Origin of the sequence: Vibrio sp. 1557, assembly GCF_033340175.1 — a bacterium.
Classification (GTDB): Bacteria; Pseudomonadota; Gammaproteobacteria; order Enterobacterales; family Vibrionaceae; genus Vibrio; species Vibrio alginolyticus.
In genome coordinates this window covers 17,024-39,398 of sequence record NZ_JAWOVZ010000011.1, presented here as the reverse complement: position 1 = coordinate 39,398, position 22,375 = coordinate 17,024, and the positions used below count along the sequence as shown (strand labels likewise).

The 22,375-nt window shown below is 43.0% G+C and carries 23 protein-coding genes; 15 read left to right on the top strand and 8 right to left on the bottom strand.

The window, feature by feature from the left end:
- Window positions 1-77 precede the first annotated feature (77 nt).
- Window positions 78-434: a hypothetical protein gene (locus R7070_RS14355; protein WP_005377473.1), complete on the bottom strand. Its 357-nt coding sequence runs from the start codon at window positions 432-434 to the stop codon at window positions 78-80.
- 257 nt (window positions 435-691) lie between these two features.
- On the opposite strand from R7070_RS14355, the gene ccoN reads away from it, so the two are divergent.
- From ccoN to uspE, 10 genes are all read left to right on the top strand, one after another.
- Entirely contained in the window at window positions 692-2,119 is a 1,428-nt protein-coding gene (gene ccoN, locus R7070_RS14350) for a cytochrome-c oxidase, cbb3-type subunit I (RefSeq protein WP_005396488.1), read from the top strand.
- Between the two features lie 12 nt (window positions 2,120-2,131).
- Window positions 2,132-2,752 (top strand): cytochrome-c oxidase, cbb3-type subunit II, encoded by a 621-nt coding sequence (gene ccoO, locus R7070_RS14345; protein ID WP_005377475.1) that lies wholly within the window; start codon window positions 2,132-2,134, stop codon window positions 2,750-2,752.
- Between the two features lie 9 nt (window positions 2,753-2,761).
- Window positions 2,762-2,935: a cbb3-type cytochrome oxidase subunit 3 gene (locus tag R7070_RS14340; protein WP_005377485.1), complete on the top strand. Its 174-nt coding sequence runs from the start codon at window positions 2,762-2,764 to the stop codon at window positions 2,933-2,935.
- Window positions 2,935-3,909 (top strand): cytochrome-c oxidase, cbb3-type subunit III, encoded by a 975-nt coding sequence (gene ccoP, locus R7070_RS14335; RefSeq protein ID WP_005377487.1) that lies wholly within the window; start codon window positions 2,935-2,937, stop codon window positions 3,907-3,909. Before R7070_RS14340 ends, ccoP begins: the two co-directional genes overlap by 1 nt.
- A 105-nt stretch (window positions 3,910-4,014) precedes the next feature.
- Window positions 4,015-4,491, top strand: a complete 477-nt coding sequence (locus R7070_RS14330; protein ID WP_005377489.1) for a FixH family protein — start codon at window positions 4,015-4,017, stop codon at window positions 4,489-4,491.
- Window positions 4,492-4,495: 4 nt separating this feature from the next.
- Window positions 4,496-6,859, top strand: a complete 2,364-nt coding sequence (locus tag R7070_RS14325; RefSeq protein WP_256900497.1) for a heavy metal translocating P-type ATPase — start codon at window positions 4,496-4,498, stop codon at window positions 6,857-6,859.
- A gap of 15 nt (window positions 6,860-6,874) precedes the next feature.
- Complete coding sequence (gene ccoS / locus R7070_RS14320) at window positions 6,875-7,039, top strand: cbb3-type cytochrome oxidase assembly protein CcoS (RefSeq protein WP_005377493.1); 165 nt, start codon at window positions 6,875-6,877, stop codon at window positions 7,037-7,039.
- Between the two features lie 8 nt (window positions 7,040-7,047).
- Window positions 7,048-7,728 carry a sulfite exporter TauE/SafE family protein gene (locus R7070_RS14315; protein ID WP_033905304.1) on the top strand — a complete coding sequence of 227 codons (681 nt, stop codon included), beginning with the start codon at window positions 7,048-7,050 and terminating at the stop codon, window positions 7,726-7,728.
- A gap of 90 nt (window positions 7,729-7,818) precedes the next feature.
- A complete protein-coding gene (locus R7070_RS14310; protein ID WP_005377497.1) occupies window positions 7,819-8,565 on the top strand; it encodes an FNR family transcription factor in 747 nt (248 codons plus the stop codon).
- Window positions 8,566-8,745: 180 nt separating this feature from the next.
- Window positions 8,746-9,693 carry a universal stress protein UspE gene (gene uspE / locus R7070_RS14305; protein WP_025766640.1) on the top strand — a complete coding sequence of 316 codons (948 nt, stop codon included), beginning with the start codon at window positions 8,746-8,748 and terminating at the stop codon, window positions 9,691-9,693.
- Window positions 9,694-9,833: 140 nt separating this feature from the next.
- Here the strand turns inward: uspE and ttcA are convergent, their stop codons facing one another.
- The 4 genes from ttcA to R7070_RS14285 all read right to left on the bottom strand — a co-directional run bounded on the left by ttcA (window position 9,834) and on the right by R7070_RS14285 (window position 13,228).
- Entirely contained in the window at window positions 9,834-10,727 is an 894-nt protein-coding gene (gene ttcA, locus R7070_RS14300; protein WP_005377502.1) for a tRNA 2-thiocytidine(32) synthetase TtcA, read from the bottom strand.
- 198 nt (window positions 10,728-10,925) lie between these two features.
- Complete coding sequence (locus R7070_RS14295) at window positions 10,926-11,588, bottom strand: DUF2987 domain-containing protein (RefSeq protein WP_025766641.1); 663 nt, start codon at window positions 11,586-11,588, stop codon at window positions 10,926-10,928.
- 13 nt (window positions 11,589-11,601) lie between these two features.
- Complete coding sequence (locus R7070_RS14290) at window positions 11,602-12,438, bottom strand: glucosaminidase domain-containing protein (RefSeq protein WP_017634900.1); 837 nt, start codon at window positions 12,436-12,438, stop codon at window positions 11,602-11,604.
- Window positions 12,431-13,228: a hypothetical protein gene (locus tag R7070_RS14285; RefSeq protein WP_005377508.1), complete on the bottom strand. Its 798-nt coding sequence runs from the start codon at window positions 13,226-13,228 to the stop codon at window positions 12,431-12,433. Before R7070_RS14285 ends, R7070_RS14290 begins: the two co-directional genes overlap by 8 nt.
- A 400-nt stretch (window positions 13,229-13,628) precedes the next feature.
- Here R7070_RS14285 and potA point away from each other — a divergent pair, with 400 nt between their 5' ends.
- From potA to R7070_RS14260, 5 genes are all read left to right on the top strand, one after another.
- The gene (gene potA / locus R7070_RS14280; RefSeq protein WP_256900496.1) at window positions 13,629-14,744 is read left to right on the top strand and encodes a spermidine/putrescine ABC transporter ATP-binding protein PotA; all 1,116 of its coding nucleotides are present in this window, start codon (window positions 13,629-13,631) and stop codon (window positions 14,742-14,744) included.
- Entirely contained in the window at window positions 14,725-15,585 is an 861-nt protein-coding gene (gene potB / locus R7070_RS14275; protein ID WP_005377512.1) for a spermidine/putrescine ABC transporter permease PotB, read from the top strand. The genes potA and potB overlap by 20 nt, the downstream gene beginning before the upstream one ends.
- Window positions 15,585-16,355, top strand: a complete 771-nt coding sequence (gene potC, locus R7070_RS14270) for a spermidine/putrescine ABC transporter permease PotC (RefSeq protein WP_005389180.1) — start codon at window positions 15,585-15,587, stop codon at window positions 16,353-16,355. Before potB ends, potC begins: the two co-directional genes overlap by 1 nt.
- 102 nt (window positions 16,356-16,457) lie before the next feature.
- Window positions 16,458-17,489 carry an extracellular solute-binding protein gene (locus R7070_RS14265; protein WP_017634902.1) on the top strand — a complete coding sequence of 344 codons (1,032 nt, stop codon included), beginning with the start codon at window positions 16,458-16,460 and terminating at the stop codon, window positions 17,487-17,489.
- A 249-nt stretch (window positions 17,490-17,738) separates the two neighbouring features.
- Window positions 17,739-18,776 carry an extracellular solute-binding protein gene (locus R7070_RS14260; RefSeq protein ID WP_025766646.1) on the top strand — a complete coding sequence of 346 codons (1,038 nt, stop codon included), beginning with the start codon at window positions 17,739-17,741 and terminating at the stop codon, window positions 18,774-18,776.
- 88 nt (window positions 18,777-18,864) lie between these two features.
- On the opposite strand, the gene cobB is transcribed toward R7070_RS14260, so the two are convergent.
- From cobB to R7070_RS14245, 3 genes are all read right to left on the bottom strand, one after another.
- Complete coding sequence (gene cobB, locus R7070_RS14255) at window positions 18,865-19,596, bottom strand: Sir2 family NAD+-dependent deacetylase (protein WP_005377522.1); 732 nt, start codon at window positions 19,594-19,596, stop codon at window positions 18,865-18,867.
- A gap of 325 nt (window positions 19,597-19,921) precedes the next feature.
- The gene (locus R7070_RS14250; protein WP_256900495.1) at window positions 19,922-21,142 is read right to left on the bottom strand and encodes an ammonium transporter; all 1,221 of its coding nucleotides are present in this window, start codon (window positions 21,140-21,142) and stop codon (window positions 19,922-19,924) included.
- Window positions 21,143-21,484: 342 nt separating this feature from the next.
- Window positions 21,485-22,375 (bottom strand): immunity 49 family protein, encoded by an 891-nt coding sequence (locus R7070_RS14245; RefSeq protein ID WP_025766647.1) that lies wholly within the window; start codon window positions 22,373-22,375, stop codon window positions 21,485-21,487.

Here is a 22,375-nt window from a genome sequence, read left to right as displayed (position 1 = left end):
CATTCCAACCAATTTTCTCTAGGTAAGAAGGTGTTAATTTCATTAATAAGTTACGATTATCTCGTGATAGATCGTATTTATAATTGAACTACAACAATGTTTTCACCTTTTTTAAAGGTGATTTTTTTTGATTCAGGCATGATGTCCCATTCTACTGATTTATGCTTTTCGTTGAGATTGATAAAATTACCAGATTGATTTAGATCAATTTTTAGAGTGCTACTTTCTGTCGTTTCGAGCGAAATTCCCATTGAGTCACGATTAATCGTGATTATTTCTCCTTCAATTGTTACATCGCATCGTTCTTTTTGTGAACAGTCAACGCTATTAACACTCTCGTGTGTAAAGGTACGCCAGAAAAATGCGCCTATTAAAACACTGAGCATGATTAAGATTTGTGCAAGTCGCGCCTTTGTTAACTTTTGTGCAGGCATAATTACTAATATCCTTGTTACAAACTTCAAACTTTTTAAATAAAAAATGATTTCCAGAGGTCCAGTAAGGTTACTACCCTGTCATTGAATTGTTAATTCAAGTATAGTGTCACGCTGAAAATGCCACTTTTTATTAAAGTCAGCAATGGAAATAAGGTGATGATAACACTTGAATTCTAGAGTTTACTTGGGTGGTGTTACGACGCAAGTCGTGTTGGAAGTAAAAGTGTAGTTAATTAGAAATTGGAAGCATGCAAATGAGCCAAGTAAAGCAGCTTGAACAAAACTACAACTATACAGTCGTTCGCCAATTTACCCTTGTGACCATTTTATGGGGCATAGTTGGTATGGCTGTTGGTGTTTTGATTGCCGCTCAATTAGTTTGGCCACAGCTAAACTTTGATACGCCGTGGTTGACGTATAGTCGCTTACGTCCACTGCATACTAATGCGGTAATTTTTGCGTTTGGTACCAGTGCTCTGTTCGCAACGTCTTATTATGTTGTACAGCGCACATGTCAAACACGTCTTTTTGGTGGCCCACTCGTTGCCTTCACCTTTTGGGGTTGGCAAGCAATCATCCTGGCAGCAGCCATTACTTTGCCTCTCGGTTTAACATCGGGTAAAGAGTATGCTGAGCTAGAATGGCCTATTGATATCGCAATTGCGCTAGTATGGGTATCATATGCGGTGGTGTTCTTCGGCACACTAGTGAAGCGAAACACGTCACATATTTATGTGGCAAACTGGTTCTTCGGTGCCTTTATTATCACAGTAGCAGTACTTCACATCGTGAACAGCATGGCTATTCCTGTGTCACTTGGTAAATCTTACTCGATTTACTCGGGCGCAGTGGATGCGATGGTTCAGTGGTGGTATGGACACAATGCGGTAGGTTTCCTACTGACCGCTGGTTTCCTAGGTATGATGTACTACTTCGTTCCTAAACAAGCTGAACGTCCTGTTTATTCTTACCGTCTATCTATCGTTCACTTCTGGGCACTTATTTCTCTATATATTTGGGCAGGCCCTCACCACCTTCATTATACAGCGCTACCAGACTGGACTCAGTCTCTAGGTATGGTTATGTCGCTGGTTCTATTTGCTCCTTCTTGGGGTGGTATGATCAACGGTATTATGACGTTATCTGGTGCATGGCATAAGCTTCGTTATGACCCTATCCTACGTTTCCTAATCGTTTCACTGTCGTTCTACGGTATGTCTACCTTTGAAGGCCCGATGATGTCGATTAAGACGGTTAACGCACTTTCTCACTACACAGACTGGACCATTGGTCACGTTCACTCTGGTGCGTTAGGTTGGGTTGCGATGGTTTCTATCGGCTCTGTATATCACTTGGTACCTCGCCTATTTGGCCAAGAGCGTATGTACTCTGTTGGTCTAGTTAATGTGCATTTCTGGCTAGCAACAATCGGTACCGTTCTTTACATCGTTGCGATGTGGATCTCTGGTGTAATGCAAGGTCTTATGTGGCGCGCGGTTAACTCTGACGGTACGCTAACTTACAGCTTTGTTGAGTCTGTAGAAGCGTCTTATCCGTTCTACTTTGTACGTTTCCTAGGCGGATTTATCTTCCTATCTGGTATGTTCCTAATGGCATACAACACGTACAAAACGGTAAGTGCACCTAAAGAAAGCCTAAAAGCTATCCCACATCCGGCATAAGGAGATTTAAGAATGAGTAATAATTCTAATAATCGCCATGAAATCTTAGAACGTAATGTCGGTTTGTTGGCTATTTTTATCGTGTTTGCTATCAGTTGGGGTGCTCTTGTAGAGATCACTCCTCTGATTTTCCAAAAGCAAACGACTGAACCTGTAGAAAATCTGCGCGCTTACACTCCTTTGGAGATGGAAGGCCGTGATATCTACATCCGTGAAGGTTGTAACGTCTGTCACAGCCAGATGGTTCGTCCTTTCCGCTCAGAGACTGAACGTTACGGTCACTACTCTGTTGCTGGTGAGAGTGTTTGGGAACACCCATTCCTTTGGGGCTCTAAGCGTACAGGCCCGGATTTAGCTCGTGTTGGTGGTCGTTATTCTGACGAATGGCACCGTGTTCACCTGTTAGATCCTCGTGAGCTTGTACCTGAGTCAAACATGCCAGGTTTCCCGTGGCTAGCTGAAAACGTTTTAGACGGTAAGCTAACTCAGAAGAAACTTGAGCTATTTCGTGATCAGTTCGGCGTTCCATACACTGATGAAGAGATCGCGAATTCGGCTAAAGAAGTAGAAGGTAAAACAGAGATGGATGCAATCATCGCTTACCTTCAGTCTCTTGGTCATGCAATGAAGTAAGGGGATCATATGGATTTCGGTACAATTCATAGTATTTATACCGTTGTACTCTTCGCTAGTTTTATTGGCATCGTATGGTGGGCATTTAGTAAAAAGCGTAAAGCACGCTTTGAAGAAGATGCCAACTTGGTGTTTGCTGACGAAGAACAAAAGACCCCTAATAACCAAGGAGTGAAGAAGTAATGACTACATTCTGGAGTCTCTGGATTATCGTGATTACTGTCGGTACGCTAGTAGGCTGTGCGATTCTCCTGACTTGGTGCGCTAAAGATAAAATGGGCGTCGAGGAAGGGGAAGACATGGGCCACGAGTACGATGGTATTCGCGAGCTAAACAACCCTCTACCAAAGTGGTGGACTTACCTGTTTGTAAGCACATTTGTGTTCGCAGCAGTTTACCTTGCCCTATTCCCAGGTCTAGGTAGCTTCAAGGGCTTTTTAAACTGGCAGAGTTCGGCTCAAACCGTTCGCTCACTAGAAGAGTCAAAAGAAGCCATCGCTGCAGCACAAGAGAACAAGCAACTAAACCAATATGCAAAAGAACTGGATGATGCCGACGCTTACTTCGGCGAAGCATTCCGTAAACTTGCGCACAATGACAGTGGTCTACGCCCAATTCCTGAAATTGCGCAAGATCCTGAAGCATTAAAAGTTGGTCAGCGTTTGTTTTTGCAAAACTGTTCTCAATGCCATGGCTCTGATGCACGTGGTCAGAAAGGCTTCCCTAACCTGACTGATGATGCATGGCTATATGGTGGCGAGCCAGCAGCGATCGTTACAACCATCATGCACGGCCGTATTGGTCAAATGCCAGCATGGAAAGATGCCCTTGGTGAGCAAGGTGTTCAAGAAGTTGTAAGTTACACACTTAGTCTATCTGGTCGTAAAGTAAATGCTCGTGAAGCCGCGGCAGGTAAAGCACGCTTCGTAGTGTGTGCAGCTTGTCATGGTACCGATGGTAAGGGTAACCCTGCAGTCGGTGCGCCTGACCTTACAGACCAAGACTGGTTGTTTGGTGACTCTCGTGCAGCTGTAACAGAAACCGTAATGAACGGACGCTCAGGCGTAATGCCTGCGTGGAAAGACATTTTGGGTGAAGATAAAGTTCAGCTCGTTGCCTCATATGTCTGGAGTTTAAGTAACTCAGAGAGTAAGTAACTGAGATATTACGTAACATAGCAATAACAGCCCCTTTCATAGGGGCTGTCTTTCCTTTAAATTTAACGCCTTACATTTTTTCATTTAGCTGTTGAGAACTTTTTTATGGTAAAGCCTTGGTATAAACAATTTTGGCCGTGGTTCCTAATCATCCTTCCTCTTACTGTCGTAGTTTGGACTGTGATTACTGTGGTCGTTTTCTCGAACAACTCTGTTTCTTTAGTCGCCGAGGATTACTATAAAAAAGGCAAAGGCATTAATATCGACATTAGTAAAATGAATGTCGCTCGTGACCTAGGTCTTAACGCTGAGATTTCCTCTGAAAATAACAATGTTGTGATTGTTTTCGCTAAAGGGAAGCTACCTCATTACCCTGCTCTAACGGCCACTTTCACTCATCGTACTCTTCCTGATCGTGACTTCACAAAGCTTGTAACAGCGGATGCATCTGGTAATTACCGACTAAAAGCTGAGGAATCTATTCAAGGACCATGGTTTGTTGAACTACAACCACACGACAAGCAATGGATGATCCAAGGTAAAGTTGAGTTTCCTGCCTCTTCAACACCGTTAATGAAGTAAGCATATGTGTAAATCCTGTTATCACTGCGGTGAAGATGTACCAGCCAACACGGATTTCAAAGTAGAAATATTGGGTGAAATTCGCGACATGTGTTGTCCGGGCTGCGAAACTGTGGCGCAGACTATTGTCGATAGTGGTCTTGTATCATATTACCAATACCGCACTGCGCCTGCAGAAAAGGCAGACCTAGTACCAGAGCAACTCCAAGCTTTAATTCATTATGACAATGCGGATGTACAATCTGAATTCGTACGAAATCGCGAAAATGTTTCTGAAGTAACCCTTTCTTTGGAAGGCGTTTCATGTGCCGCTTGTGCGTGGTTAATCGAAAAGCAAGTTTCTAATACGGCCGGGTTGGTATCTATCCGTGTTAATACAACCACCAATCGAGCGTTACTAGCCTGGGATAAAACCCAGGTACGGTTAAGCGAGCTCCTTTCCGTTATTCATAAACTTGGTTACAAAGCTGCACCTTTTGAAGCAGATAAGCAAGAAGCCTCTTACCATCGAATGATGAAGCAATATCTATATCGGCTAGGTATTGCAGGTTTAGCAACCATGCAGGTCATGATGCTCGCCGTTGCACTGTATCTCGAAGTCTTTGGTGATTTAGAGCCAGAGTTTAAAAGTTACTTTCGTTGGGTAAGTTTGATTTTTGCTACTCCTGTTTTGCTTTATTCCGCTCTTCCATTTTACTTAAACGCATGGCGCAGTATCAAAGGCCGAACCCTTGGTATGGATGTCCCGGTTTCTATCGCGTTGATCTTTGCCTATGTTGCAAGTTTAGTTGCAACAGTAACTGAACAAGGCGAAGTCTTCTTTGAATCTATCTCGATGTTTACCTTCTTTTTGTTAGTAGGTCGATTCTTAGAGATGCGCGCTCGTCGCAAAGCTGCTGCAGCGAGTGGTAACCTTCTTAAGTTGATTCCTGCAATTGCTACAACGCTGGACGGTGATCAGATACCCGTGAAGACGCTAAAAGTTGGCGATCGTATTCGCGTTCTACCTGGTGAACATATCCCCGCTGACGGTAAAGTTATTTCAGGCCGTATTCATATTGATGAATCCATGCTAACGGGCGAGTCAGTGCACGTTGTGAAACGAGAAGGCGATATTGTTTATGCAGGAACGCTAAACGGAGACGAATCATTTGAACTTGAGGTAGTAAGCTCAAAGGCCGATTCAATGATTTCTAACATCGTGCGTTTACAAGATGAAGCTCAACACTCCAAACCTAAAATTGCGGAAATTGCAGACATTGTCGCCCGTTACTTTGTTGGTGTGATTCTTATCATCTCTGCTGGTACTTGGTTTTACTGGCATCAAACAAAACCAGATGATGCGTTTTGGATCATGCTGTCTGTGCTAGTCGCTACGTGCCCATGTGCGCTATCTCTGGCCACTCCGACCGCTCTCACTTGTGCTACCTCTAGAATGGGTAATTTCGGCATTTTGCTTCGTAAAGGCCATGTGTTTGAGACACTATGTAAGATCAACCACTTAGTTGTAGATAAAACAGGCACTCTAACGAAAGGTGATATTGAGATCTGTGAAACAAAGGTACTTAGTGATCTCCCACAGAAAGATTGTCTATCACTAGCTGCAGCTTTAGAGGCTCATGCAAACCACCCTATCGCTCGTTCTTTTGCAACTTACACCAATGATGACTTTATCGTGTCTGACGTGCAAAACGTGATTGGTTCAGGGATTGAGGGTATGTGGAATGGCAAAATCGTTAAGATAGGTAGTGCTGCTTTTGTTCAAGGCAAAGAAAGTGGTGAAAACCAGGCGGTCTCTCTGTCGGTTGATGGCAAGCATGTCGCTAGCTTTTACTACCGCGACCCTATCCGAAAAGAAAGCAAAGCCTTTATTCAACGTTTTGCTGACGCTGGAATTAAGACAACCCTGCTAACTGGTGATTCTCTCTCAAACGCCCAACCAGTGGCGAATGAAATTGGTATCGATCACATCGTCGCGTCAGCAAAGCCAGAAGATAAGCTTGCATACCTTAAGAGCTTGGACGAAAACAGTATCACTATGATGGTTGGTGATGGAATCAATGACGCGCCGACTCTCGCCGGAGCTCACCTTTCTGTCGCAATGGGCGGTGGTACAGATGTCGCTAAAGCTTCTGCAGATATGACGTTACTTGGGGATAATCTCGAAAAGCTACTAGAGGCACGTTTGCTTGCACTGCGTACAAGAAAGATTATTCGAGAAAACTTGGCTTGGTCTTTGGGTTACAACCTGTTAATTTTGCCTTTGGCGGTCGCAGGTTTAGTGGCTCCCTACATTGCAGTAGTTGGCATGTCTGCAAGCTCAATTATCGTTGTATCTAACTCTTTGCGCCTGCTCAAAGAGAAATAAGTAGAGAAAGCAAACATGGAAAGTCTTTATATATTGATTCCCATCGCTATCGTTCTCGTTTGTGTTGCTGTCGCCGTTTTTCTTTGGGCGGTAAGAAGCGATCAGTTTGAAGATCTTGAACGGCAAGGGCACAACATTCTTCTCGACGAAGAAGACCAATCTAATAGTGATAAAAAGTAGCGACCTTTATGACTCCTGATTTTATCGGTGCGTTGATGATCGGCTTAGTAGGAGCCGGTCATTGTATGGGTATGTGTGGTGGTATCGCGTCTCTGCTTACCATGGGCTCTTCTGCTAAAAATAAAACTACCCCTCTTATCCCCCTCTTCTACAACCTCGGACGATTGATCAGTTATACCTTAATAGGTGCATTAGTGGGTGGTGCTATATCAGGTTTATCTGAGCTTAGTGGGTTAACGCACTCTCTTGCTTGGTTAAGGCTGATTGCTGCGTTATTCATGATCCTAGTCGCGCTGTATATTGCTAAATGGTGGCAAGGCTTACTTTTAATAGAAAAGCTAGGGCAGTATCTCTGGCGCTTTATCTCGCCGGCAGGGAAGAGTTTGTTGCCATTAAAGCATCCTCTTCACGCGTTGCCATTTGGCTTTATTTGGGGTTGGTTACCATGTGGTTTAGTTTATTCAGCGCTTACTTGGTCGGCGGTTTCTGGTAGTGCGATGAACGGCGGCCTAATTATGCTTGCGTTTGGGCTCGGAACGCTACCTGCAATGCTTATTATTGGATACGGTGCCAATCATTTTCAGAAATTACAAAAATCATTAATATTTAGAAATATTTCAGCATTAATCCTTATTGGCTATGGTACGTATACCGCTGTAGGAGCCTTAGCGTTACTCGGTTTCATATAACGTTAAACTCTATTGAGGTGACATTTTTGCTACCCTTTAGGATTAAGCGATGCTAAAATATTGATGTATATCAAATAGTGAAAGGTTGTTATGATTTCTGAAAAACCTGCAACAAAGCGTATCCAATCAGGCGGTTGCGCCATTCATTGCCAAGATTGTAGCATTAGTCAACTGTGTATCCCGTTCACTCTAAATGAGGCAGAACTTGACCAGCTTGACCAAATCATCGAACGTAAGAAGCCTATTCAAAAAGGACAAGAGCTTTTTAAGGCCGGTGATGAGCTAAAATCGCTATACGCTATCCGCTCTGGTACCATCAAGAGCTATACGATCACAGAGCAAGGTGATGAGCAAATCACAGCGTTTCACTTAGCTGGAGACTTAGTCGGTTTCGATGCTATCACTGGTGACTCCCACCCTAGCTTTGCTCAAGCACTCGAAACGTCGATGGTATGTGAAATCCCATACGAAATTTTAGACGATCTATCGGGTAAGATGCCTAAGCTTCGCCAGCAAATCATGCGTTTGATGAGTAACGAAATTAAAGGTGATCAGGAAATGATTTTGCTTCTTTCTAAAAAGAACGCAGAAGAGCGACTAGCTGCTTTCCTTTACAACCTATCAACGCGTTTTTCTCAGCGTGGCTTCAGCCCTAGAGAGTTTCGTTTAACTATGACTCGTGGTGATATTGGCAACTACCTTGGTCTTACAGTCGAAACGATCAGTCGTTTGTTAGGTCGTTTCCAGAAATCTGAGATCCTAAGCGTAAAAGGTAAATATATCACTATCTTAGACCACGATGCATTGATGGAACTTGCTGGTGTAACTAAAGAATAATACACCCTAATTATTGATGTAGCTCGAAAATGAGCTACATCATATTTCTCATAAATTCCTTTCGAAAGTCCTCAAAAAGTTCTCCAAACTAAGCTACAGTAAAAATGTACGGTGAGTACTCCAAAATACTGATTTAATTTACATTCAGTATCTGGTTTTGCAATAGAAGTGGGCTTAGTTATGAGTATATACAGTAAGATCCTTGTTGTAGCTGACATCAATAATGATGAGCAGCCCGCACTTGCAAGAGCTGTTCAATTAGCTCAGAAAAGTGTATCTAGAAGCCGAATCACTTTCTTTTTATCCATTTACGATTTCTCGTATGACATGACGTCAATGCTATCAGTGGATGAAAGAGATGCTATGCGTCGAGGTGTCATTCATCAGCGTGAGCAGTGGATGCGTAAAATTGCTCAACCATACCTAAACGATGGCTTCGACTTTGATGTTTGTGTTGTCTGGCACAACCGCCCTTATGAGGCGATTATTGCTGAAGTCTATTCAGGCAATCATGACCTAGTCATCAAAGGCACACGTAAGCATGATGTTTTAGAGTCTGTCATTTTCACACCGACAGATTGGCACTTGTTGCGAAAATGCCCTATTCCAGTGCTTCTTATTAAGAATGCTGCTTGGCCGGAACAAGCAAGTATCCTTGCCTCAGTACATGTGGGCTCAGAAAACCCGACTCATATTGATCTCAACGATACGATGGTCGAGCGATTAAAAGAAATCACCACTCGGCTTGAGGCCAAGCCATATCTTGTTAACGCCTACCCCGTTACACCGGCGAATATTACGATTGAACTTCCTGAATTTGACCCAACGACTTATACCGATGCAGTGCGAGGCCATCATTTAACGGCTATGAAAGCACTACGCCAAAAACATGGTCTTGATGAAGAGCAAACGATAGTTGAGCAAGGTTTACCTGAAGATGTCATTCCGGCAGCTGCAGAGCGCTTGAACGCAGCAATGGTTATTTTAGGTACCACAGGGCGAACAGGGCTTTCTGCTGTCTTTATTGGTAATACAGCGGAGCACGTAATTGATAAAATAAATTGCGACGTGTTGGCTCTAAAACCAAAAGGCTACATTAGCCCTCTCGACCCAAATACAGCAACCTAATCTCTCTTTAGTATTGCTATGTATTGAGCGCTTTCAAATCAGCGCTAATAAATCCCCCCAATACAGGGGGATTTTTGTTTGGGAACAGTTAAAGCGTTGGGTACAAAAAAGGAGGTCTAATTGACCTCCTTTTTTACGAGTTAGATGTTCGTAACATCGATGAACATCGATTCATCAATATTCGTCGAAGAAACGACAGCCTCATTAAATTCATACTCTTCGCGGTTACCTTCACGATCTAGCGGTAAGTTAACAAAGTCGAACAATTCGCGGTCTGCTAGTTGGCTTGGGCTTACGTTTTGAATTGATTTAAAAATTGCTTCCACACGCCCTGGCGTCTTCTTATCCCATTCAATCAACATTGCTTTTATAGATTGACGCTGAAGGTTCTCTTGAGAGCCACAAAGGTTACACGGAATTATTGGGAAATCCTTGTGCTCAGCGTATTTGATCAAATCTTTTTCACGACAGTAAGTCAATGGACGAATGACCACGTTACGGCCATCATCAGAGCGTAGCTTTGGTGGCATCGCTTTAAGGCGAGAGCCGTGGAACATATTCAAGAACATTGTTTCGACGATGTCATCCATGTGATGACCTAGCGCAAGCTTAGTTGCACCAATCTTCTCTGCAAATGAATACAGCGTACCACGTCGCAGGCGTGAACACAGACCACAAGTGGTTTTGCCTTCTGGTACCTTCTCTTTTACGACGGAATACGTGTCCTTATCGACGATATAGTAAGGGATATTCAGTGTTTCGAAATACTCTGGCAGAATGTGCTCAGGGAAGCCCGGTTGTTTTTGGTCTAGGTTTACCGCAACCACTTCAAATTTGATCGGTGCGGCTTTTTGAAGATTCAGCAGGATATCAAGCATCGCGAATGAATCTTTACCACCGCTAATACATGCCATTACAACATCGCCTTCTTCGATCATGTTGTAATCAGTAATGGCATTTCCAACATGTCTTCTTAGGCGTTTCTGAAGCTTGTTGAATTCTAGGGTTTCTTTTCTTGTATCTATTTGGTTCATTGCGGGCTCTCACATCGCCGATAAATCGACTAGGACTTCCTAACATGGGTTTCTTTGGGGCGTGGATTATACGAGCTTTTTACGCAGGATTAAATGTTTGTCTTATTGAGTCTTTAAGAAAAGAGTGTGAAAAATACTTTAGTTACGGTCAAAATTAAAAAAGAGCTGCGATTGCAGCCCTTTCTAAACGTTCAGTGTTCATTTCTTTGCGTTAGGTAGATAAGGTAACACTCGCATCGTCGGTTCTGGTAGTGTCATTGTGCCACCTTGCCCTATTTCACTTAGTGCGACTTGTATCTTGCCATTGACAATTGGCTTTTCGGTTCCGTTTGAGAAAATCACTTTATCATTCAGTTGATTTGCAAACTCCATCGTCACACCTTGAACCTCCGGTGTAAACCAACCCGCAAACATACCGCCTAAATCTTCCAGCATCGTCTGCATTTGAGGTAGAAGAGGCTTAAGTTGGTCGTAAGAAACGTTACCCTGTAATGGTTCTTTGGTCATCACAACAAGTGAGTAATCGCAACGTGTATCTTTTGGGGTATCGACAAAAACCAACGGATTCGCTGACTTTAAGTTTTTATCAACAGGTAAAGGCAACTCTTGTGAAGCAGGGATAACAAACTCTTCATAGTGCTCTTCTTTTTCCATCCAAGCTTTTTCTATCATACAAATTTGTTTAGTTTTTGCGTCCACAAAAAAGACACCAACTTTCACATCGTCATGCCCTTCTTTATTGTTGTTTTTTAGTTGAGTATATAACTTTGAGTACGTGAACATGTACTCTTGAGCTTGGGTTATCGGCGATGCAAGAATTAGCGCCGCACTTCCCAACAGACTTAGGCTTAACTTTTTCATTTTATCCGTTATTTTATTGCGTCCAGTAGGCGTTGTTATGACGAATCATAGCGCGAAGATCGTGTACATAGGCGATGCCACGTTCAGAATAGGCTAGCAACCCATGCGTTAACTCTGACGCGGTTGCGACCGTTAACAAGCCCTTGTTCTTTTCAGCCAGAGATGTTCTGATTTCACGCAGGTCTGCATACGCTGGGTTTCGATTAACATTCATAAAGTAGCCATGAACAGACTGTTGTACAGAATCGAATTTTTCAACTTCATGAACTTTGTTAGCGCCACGTTGCGCTGGAACAATTCCACAGCCCTTTTTATAACACCATTGGCCGAACAAGTTGTTTGCTTGAGTAGCAAAACGAGAAGTGCCCCACGCAGATTCATTTGCCGCTTGAGTTAGAACCAACGCTTCTGGTAAGACGTTCACTCTCACAAGCATCTCGTCTAGCCATGCTTGATCAATCTTATCGTTACTCAAGGGCAACGAATACAGAGATGATAACCGCTGAGCATACTCTTGTTGTTCTTGCGTCACTTGTCCCACCTTTAAAGAGGTAAGAAAGGCCCGCTCATGACGAATTCGTTGATTCTCAAGAGCAATTTTAGGCCTTAAAAAATCAAAAAAAGCAGCTTTTTTCTCTTTCGTATCTTTTATTGAATTGAAGTCTGGGATATCACCGATGTATGGCAAGTGTGATAAATCGACATGCTTAATCTTGCCAGAGAGTACGTCAGGATTTTCCACATATTTAAACTGTTTCTCGTAGTGTAAATATGGGCCTATAGAAATGAAAGTGGCGGCTATACAGGTTGCCGCCACTCGTAAACTTATTGATTTCAAAGAATTAGGCATCAAACACCTGTGAGTTACCATCGTGATCATTATCGTTTTTCTGTGTTGTAACGATCTTAAGCTTAATTCCAAACATTTCGCGGTAGAGTATGCCTTTCAAATGGAAGAAGAATGGCAGCACAAAAATCAAGCCAATACCGTAGAACATTGCTGCAATAATAAACATTAACATCACGCCTAAGTAAAGCCCCGCGACCACAAAAATCTTCTTGTTGATTGCGCGAAGTGATAACAGCAACGCTTGCATTGGTGGCACCCTTTTCTCACAAATCAACAAAATAGAGTGACTAAATGCCAAGGAAAGATACAGCGACAGTAAAGGAAAAATCATACCAACCACACCTTGTAGCATTAAGCTCATTAGCGTTGCTAGGATAACAGGAATGGTGAACTGCAACCCCTTTCCAACATGGCGCAACTTAGTCTTTAAGCCAGCGACATGACTCATAGCCATCAAACTTATCCCCGCATAAATTGGGGCGCTAATCACCTCATAACTGAAATTCGCGACATAAATAGAAGACACAATATCGTTTGTGAACGACTCTGGGTTCTCAAACGCATCAAGAATAACGGTCAAATCGCCCAACTGCAGTTTTAATGCAATATAGAAAATACCTAACTGGACAAAAAGCAATACAATAATGGCAGGAGAAAATGATAAAAAGTGCTGGATGGTTGCTCGCCAAGCTTCGTTAAAAACCGCGCCAGCTTTAAGCTCGTAGTTGCCAGACAAAGCTCGCTCTACACTCCCCCCAAGATTGAAATCTTTCTCAAAATCGTCGTTCATAGTTTATCCAAGACTAACTTGTAAAATTTTGACTGGAATTCCAGTCAATTAATGTAATCGTCATTATAAAGAAATCTTTCCACATCTAACATCACAACTCACCTACAATCCTTGCAATCTCAACTGTATGGTTGATAATTGACCACTTTCAAGGTCATGAAATTGAAACAATTGTTGAACAAAGTTTAGTGCTATCAAACTGTGTCTAGATGCCAATTAATCTCATAAAAACAGTATGGTAAGGAATGATGGCTTTTTCCTGCAAAATTATTTCTGTTTCAAGATAAGAAAATGCTTTAATTTCACACTTTTGGTGATTATGATGCGCGCCTCAAAAGTGAATGGTTAGTGTCACATCAGCTGGGATAATCCCGGCTTGAACGTGGGGGAAATACAGACGTTGAACGCAAAACCGCAAGCAGGAAAGCCAGTTATTCGTTTATCTGGTATTAGTAAAAGTTTCGATGGTAAGGAAATCATCGGTAATTTAAATCTGGATGTTAATCATGGTGAATTTCTGACGATTCTCGGGCCTTCTGGTTGTGGTAAGACAACAGTTTTACGCATGATTGCAGGTTTTGAAACGGCAGATAACGGTCAAATTATTTTGGATGACCATGATGTAACACAGGTTCCTGCAGAGCAAAGGCACGTCAACACGGTATTTCAAAGTTACGCATTGTTTCCACACATGACCGTATATGAGAATGTCGCTTTTGGCCTTCGTATGCAGAAAACGCCTACTGCGGACATTGAACCACGAGTAATGGAAGCGCTACGCATGGTGCGCCTAGAAAAAATGGCACAGCGTAAGCCTCATCAGCTTTCTGGTGGTCAGCAACAACGTATCGCCATTGCGCGTGCGGTTGTTAACAAACCAAAAGTACTGCTGCTAGATGAATCTCTATCGGCACTTGATTACAAACTGCGTAAGCAAATGCAAATCGAGCTTAAACAGCTTCAGCGTCAACTTGGTATTACCTTTATCTTCGTTACGCACGATCAGGAAGAAGCCCTATCGATGTCTGACCGCATTATTGTAATGCGCGATGGTGTTATCGAGCAGGATGGTTCTCCACGTGAGATTTACGAAGAGCCGAAGAACCTATTTGTTGCTCGCTTTATCGGTGAGATCAACGTATTCAACGCAACCATGCTAGAGCGTATCGACGAGAAACGTATCCGTGCAGAAATCGAAGGTGTCGAATCTGTTGTTTACTACGATCAGGAAGCGCAAGCAGGTGAAAAACTGCAAGTACTACTTCGCCCAGAAGACTTACGTATCGAAGAGATCAAAGAGTCTGAAGAAAAAGGCATCGTAGGTCACGTAACAGAGCGTACCTATAAAGGTATGACGCTTGATTCAGTTATCCAATTGGATTCGGGCATGCGTGTAATGGTTAGCGAATTCTTTAACGAAGATGATCCTGATGTGGACCACTCACTTGGCCAGAAAGTCGCTATCACTTGGGTTGAGAGCTGGGAGGTAGTCCTCAATGATAAGCAAGAAGATTAATCTTCAAAACGCGATCATTACCTTAATCGTCGGTTGGTTAACACTTTTCGTGTTGGTACCAAATGTGATGATTATCGGTACGAGTTTCTTAACGCGTGATGAAGCAAACTTAATCGAAATGACATTTACTTTCGACAACTACTTACGTCTACTCGACCCCTTGTATGCGAAAGTGCTGATGCACTCGTTCTACATGGCGATCGTGGCGACGTTGTTGTGTTTAGTAATTGGTTACCCATTTGCTTACATCATAGCGAAAATGCCAGAGAAATGGCGCCCATTTATGTTGTTCTTAGTTATCGTACCTTTTTGGACAAACTCTCTTATCCGTACTTACGGCCTGAAGATTGTTCTGGGTACACAAGGTATTTTGAACAAATCATTAATGGCGATGGAAATCATCGATAAGCCATTACGTATTATGTACACCGAAACAGCAGTAATGATTGGTCTTGTGTACATCCTGCTTCCATTTATGATTCTGCCGCTTTACTCGGCAATCGAGAAGTTGGACAACACTTATATCGAGGCGGCGAAAGATCTTGGTGCGAACAAGTTCCAAACCATTACGAAAGTGATTCTACCTCTGACAATGCCTGGCATTATCGGTGGTTGTTTGTTGGTTCTGCTACCAGCACTAGGTATGTTCTACATCTCTGACCTTCTTGGTGGTGCGAAGAACCTACTGATTGGTAACGTTATTAAGAGCCAAGTATTGAACGCTCGTGACTGGCCATTTGGTGCTGCGACCAGTATCGCCCTCACCTTCGCAATGGCTGTGATGCTTTACGCTTACTACAGAGCAGGCAAACTATTGAATAAGAAAGTGGAGCTAGACTAATGGGACGCACAGTTAGATTTAGCTTTATGGCGCTGGTGTATGCATTTTTGTATCTGCCAATCATCGTCTTAATTGTTAACTCATTTAATGCCAACAAATTTGGTATGAAATGGGGTGGTTTCACCACGAAATGGTACGAAACCTTAGTAAATAACGACAGCCTAATGCAAGCTGCATGGCATTCATTGAACGTAGCGGTATTCTCAGCGACAGCAGCAACCATCATTGGTAGCTTAACGGCCGTTGCCCTATTCCGTTACTCGTTCAAAGGTAAAGGTGCGGTAAACGGCATGCTGTTTGTCGTGATGATGTCTCCCGATATTGTAATGGCGATTTCATTACTTGCTCTGTTCCTAGTATTAGGCGCACAGCTTGGCTTCTTTACACTATTGATTGCTCACATCACCTTTTGTCTACCATTCGTTGTGGTAACTGTATACAGCCGCTTAAATGGCTTTGATGTGAAAATGTTGGAAGCAGCAAAAGACCTTGGTGCAAGCGAGTGGGTTATCTTGAAACAGATCATCCTTCCTCTCGCTAAACCAGCGGTTGCCGCAGGTTGGTTATTGAGCTTTACCCTGTCTTTGGACGATGTGATCATCAGCTCGTTTGTAACGGGTCCAACATACGAAATCTTGCCATTGAAGATTTACTCCATGGTTAAGGTGGGCATTTCACCGGAAGTGAACGCCCTAGCAACGGTGATGTTGATTGTTTCTTTGGTCTTGGTAGTAATTTCTCAGTTGCTAGCAAGAGAAAAAGTGAAGTAGAATCCGCACCTGTTAACATCACGAAACAGAATGGTTACATGCCATTCTGTTTTTCTATCTATCGTCCAAAATTGGACAACGTTTGGTTTGGAGCTAACGTCAATGAAAAAATGGGCTACTCTATTAGCTGGTAGTGCATGTGCGCTTTCTCTGTTCTCTGGTACAGCGACAGCGGATGATAAAGAACTAGTATTTATGAACTGGGGTCCTTACATCAACAGTAATATCCTAGAGCAATTTACTAAAGAAACTGGCATCAAAGTGATCTACTCGACTTACGAGTCGAACGAAACTTTGTATGCAAAGCTAAAAACCCATAACCAAGGTTATGACCTAGTAGTACCTTCAACGTACTTCGTGGCGAAGATGCGTGACGAAGGCATGCTACAAAAGATCGATAAGACTAAGCTGAAAAACTTCGGCAACCTAGATAAAAACTACCTAGACAAGCCTTACGATCCAAGTAACGACTACTCTATCCCACACGTTGTTGCGATTACAGGCCTAGCGGTTAACGCAGATATGTACGATCCAAACGACTTCCAAAGCTGGGCTGACCTATGGAAGCCTGAGCTTGAAGGTCAAGTAATGTTGATGGACGACACTCGTGAAGTGTTCCATATCGCTCTGCGTAAACTTGGCTACTCAGGTAACTCAAAAGACCCTAAGCAAATCGATGAAGCGTACGCTGAGCTACAAAAGTTGATGCCTAACGTTTTAGTTTTCAACTCTGACAACCCTGGCGCACCTTACATGTCTGGTGAAGTGGGCGTTGGTATGCTTTGGAACGGTAGCGCCGCAGCGGCACAAAGTGAAGGCCTGAACCTTAAACTCGTTTTTCCTAAAGAAGGCGGTATCGGCTGGGTTGATAACTTCGCTATCTCTTCCGGTGCGAAGAACGTAGAAGCCGCTCACAAGATGATTGACTTCCTACTGCGCCCAGAAATCGCAGAGCAAATCTCTCGTGATACTGGCTACCTAACGGCGGTGGAAGAATCGAATGCTAAGTTTAAAGACGTTGCCCCACTGTTCCCTTCTCAAGAAGACCTTGACCGCGTTGAATGGCAAGATGCGGTTGGTGATCTAACCGTTAAGTACGAAGATTATTTCCTCAAGCTGAAAGCGGGACAATAATCTAGCTTGTGTAACAAGTCATCAACCATAGGAAAATAGGCAGCAATACGCTGCCTATTTTTGTCTTAGGCTGATATAATCGCGCGTTGCTAGGTTTATTTGTCTTGGTATCATAGATTTATCGTCTCATAACAAGGAGACAACGATATTCAAGCTAAATGAACATATTTGTGCTTACTGCGATTTGGCTCAACTCGATAACTCCAGCTAGTATTGACTTGTCCAATCGCGAAACAAAACGGAAAACAAATGAAAAGTAAATTCTACGCAAGCGCTCTATGTGCAGCGACGCTCATCGCTACCCCTGCAATGGCTGCTGATCAAGAACTGTATTTCTACAACTGGTCGGAATACATTCCAAACGAAGTTCTTGAAGACTTTACAAAAGAAACCGGAATCAAAGTTATTTACTCTACATACGAATCTAACGAGAGTATGTACGCAAAACTAAAAACTCAAGGTTCTGGTTACGACTTGGTAGTACCGTCTACCTATTTCGTCTCTAAAATGCGTAAAGAAGGCATGCTACAACAGATCGACAAAGAGAAATTATCTCATTTTGCCGATCTTGATACTAACTTCCTAAACAAACCGTTCGATCCGAACAACAACTACTCTATCCCATACATTTGGGGTGCGACCGGTATTGGTATCAATGCTGACATGCTAGACAAATCATCGGTTACTAAGTGGGATGATTTTTGGGATAGTAAGTGGGAAGGTCAACTAATGCTGATGGATGATTCTCGCGAAGTATTCCACATTGCATTGACTAAGCTTGGTTACTCACCAAACACGACTAACCCAGAAGAAATCAAAGCCGCTTACGAAGAACTGAAAAAGCTAATGCCAAACGTATTAGTATTTAACTCAGACTTTCCTGCAAACCCTTACCTTGCGGGTGAAGTTTCACTAGGCATGCTTTGGAACGGTTCTGCATACATGGCTCGTCAAGAAGGTGCGAACATCGACATCATCTGGCCAGAAAAAGGCACTATCTTCTGGATGGACAGCCTAGCAATTCCAGCTGGTGCGAAGAACGTTGACGCAGCTCATAAGATGATCGATTTCCTACTACGTCCTGAGAACGCAGCTAAGATTGCACTAGAGATTGGTTATCCTACGCCAGTTAAAACGGCACACGATCTGCTACCGAAAGAATTTGCTAATGATCCAAGCATCTTCCCACCACAAGAAGTGATGGACAGCGGTACTTGGCAAGATGAAGTTGGCGAAGCGAGCGTAATGTACGATGAGTACTTCCAAAAGCTAAAAGTGAACAACTAATTCGTTAGTTTTAAAGATATGAAAAAGCGGCTCATGAGCCGCTTTTTTGTTCTTAATGACAAGACAAAAACTCTTCCTGTTGAAGTTATTACGCTCTTTCTTTTCCTTCTAGAGCCAGTATCTCGTCAACTAATTTTGGAACCTCAACGCTTGCTTTTCCGTAGCGTTTTTCCTCAAATTCACTTTCTACCGCACTAGGTTCTAGGTTAATTTCAATGGTATGTGCGCCGTGCATTTTTGCATCATGAACAAAACCTGCTGCGGGATACACAACGCCAGAAGTCCCAATAGAAATAAACAAATCTGCTTCTTCTAATGACGCGTAGATATCACCCATTCGCAGTGGCATTTCACCAAACCAAACAATATGTGGTCGCATTTGTGAAGGGATCTGACAACAGTGACAAAGTTCGCCTGTCTTAATGTCCTCATTGTGCTCTACTACTTGGTTAGATTCACTACAGCGCGCCTTGAGCAACTCACCATGCATGTGAATCACATTCTGACTGCCGCCTCTTTCGTGAAGGTTGTCTATATTTTGAGTGATGACCGTCACTTTACCTTCTAACTCAGCCTCTAAACGACCTAATGCTTCATGCGCTGCATTAGGCTTTATCGCATTATCTTGAAGTTTCTTGCGGCGTTGGTTGTAAAAGTCTTGAACAAGGTCCGGATCGCGAGCAAACCCTTCAGGCGTTGCTACATCTTCGATACGGTGATTCTCCCATAGGCCATCTTGCGCACGAAATGTTTGAATACCAGATTCGGCCGAGATACCTGCACCAGTAAGTACTACAATATTTCTATAAGGGAAATTCATAACTCATCCTTGCTGTTTTTTCATTAGCTTAACACTGAAAGAATAGCAACAGTAGTAATATGGATTAGACCATAGTCGTAATGGTCACTATTAGAATTACAATTTAAGAGGAACAGCAATGAGACAAGTATCTCTAACGTTTACATTGCTTCTGACTTTGGCAGGCTGTCAACATTACCAATGTTGAAGGCGAAGTCGATGATGTAAAGGTAAGAGTCAGCACCAATGATGATGACCATCGAGGTAATGGTAATTTCTGTCCTCCGGGCCAAGCCAAGAAAGACAATTGCTAAAAGAGCGGCTTTATGCCGCTCCCATATTGGCCTCAATCCTCGTTGGTCGAAGATATTTTATGAATGGCTAGGTCAGCGCCATTGAATTCGTCTTCTTCTGAAAGCCTCAGTCCCATACTGGTATTAATCGCACCGTAGACTGCAAGTGCACCAAGCGCTGCGATGGAAAGGCCCAAAAGCGTTCCTAGAAGCTGAACGATAATGCTCACGCCACCTAGCCCACCCAATGCGCTTTGACCAAAAATCCCAGCGGCAATACCACCCCAAGCGCCACATACACCGTGTAAAGGCCAGACACCTAGCACATCATCAATCTTGGTTTTGTTTTGTAGGTGGGTAAAAAGATAAACAAATAGCACGCCAGCAATCGCACCTGTCACTAAAGCACCGATAGGATGCATTAAGTCTGAGCCCGCACATACAGCAACCAAGCCAGCTAGTGGGCCGTTATGAATAAAGCCAGGGTCATTCTTACCAGCCAACAGTGACGCGACAATGCCCCCGACCATTGCCATCAATGAGTTCATAGCCACCAAGCCACTTATGCCTGACACAGTTTGAGCTGACATGACGTTGAAGCCAAACCACCCCACACATAAGACCCAAGCTCCCAAAGCCAAAAACGGAATATTCGAAGGTGCAAAGTTGGTGTGCTTTCCTGCTCGAACTCTGCCTTTTCTCATGCCCAAAAACACGACGGCAACAAGCGCTATCCAGCCGCCAACACCATGCACAACGACTGAACCTGCAAAATCGTGGAAGCCATAACCAAAGGTATTTTCAAACCAAGCTTGAACACCAAAGTTTCCGTTCCAGATCATTCCCTCAAATAGTGGGTATACAATACCGACAGTGAAAAATGTTGCGATTAAAATCGGATAAAAACGAGCTCGTTCTGCGATACCACCTGAAACAATAGCGGGAATCGCTGCAGCGAAGGTCAGCAAGAAAAAGAACTTCACTAACTCGTAACCATTGCCTTGAGATAATGTCTCAGCATCAGCGAAGAAGGTGCCGCCATAAGCGACCCAGTATCCAATGAAAAAATACGCGATGGCGGATATACCGAAATCGGCCAAGATTTTAACTAAAGCATTAACTTGGTTCTTTTGGCGCACGGTTCCTACTTCAAGAAAAGCAAAACCAGCATGCATCAAAAAAACCATGATTGCGCCAAGTAGTAAGAAAAGTGTGTCGGAACTTTGCGTGAGAGTTTGTACAGCGCCGTGTACCTGATTGGCAGTTACACTCATTATGATTGTCTCCGTTGATCTGTAGCGCACTTATCCTGTGCATCAAAGTTAGGCTCATCACCAATTTGGTGAACTTAGTTTATAGAGCGTCTAACAGAGCAATTCTCATTCCATAATTTACATTTCTAACACTTACACTTTAATTTATTGTTTTGTATGAACTTTAATAAAATTATGCATTCTTGAAATGGTGCTTAACACGCTAATAAATGCACCAATGTGGTTTTAGTGCACCAACATAATGCGCACCATATAGCTCAACAAGCAGCAAACTCCCCACCATAAACATAAAAGCCACCTCATGAGAGGTGGCTTTTATACTGAATGGCTAACTAAAGGAGTTTATCGAGTGATCTTCCCTGCTTTTACTTCTTCTAGCCAACGCCCCTCGACGAGATAAGGAGGAAGCCAACCAGTTTCAACTGATAAACGGTTGCCTTTGTCGTACCACATACAGGCCATGCCAAGAAGAGGGAAAGATATGAAAGTTTCTATAGAAATCAAGTCCTCTGGCTTATCGAGCCTCATTTGGTATTGCTCTTGGAACTGTAGGTTCTTAATGAGTACCTCTTCAAAGTCATAACCGATGTCAGTTGTCAGGGCAGCAAAAGTTTCCAAAATACCCATGGCGATTTCTAACGCCCAATCATCACCCTGAGCAACTGCCGCGTCCATCGCGGCCACCAGTTTATCAGGGTAGTCTGCTGTACGTTGATGGAACGACTGAATTACGTCTACTAACATATAAGACAGCTCACCCGCTTTGGTAGAGCTCTGTCTCATCAAAGAAGTTGGAAAGTTCGCCAATGCGTCTAAACTTGGCCTGTCACGCACAATTGTCGATATGAAATACATATCAATCCATCTATTAGGATTTATGCACCCCGTTTTTAAAATACCCTCCCCGTCCCACTTTACTTCAGGATAGTCGAGAATCTTTATAGTTAGTTCATCATTGGGATTCATAGCAAGTCTATGATAGCAAGCACCCATCAATGAAGTTTCGTAAAGACGTAATGTACAAATTTGTTCGTCTTCATGTGAAGTTTGAAACCATGTATACCAGCGAACCTGGTCAATGGCAAAATCACCAAAACTAACCAAGTTTTCTCGCCTGATTTTAAGACCTTCTTTGCGCTGATCTAATATCTTATTGATGAATTCTTTCTCAGAAGAAACTCCACTTTCACTCAACTCAGGATTTGCTTTGCGTTCTACAACTTTACTTTGCAT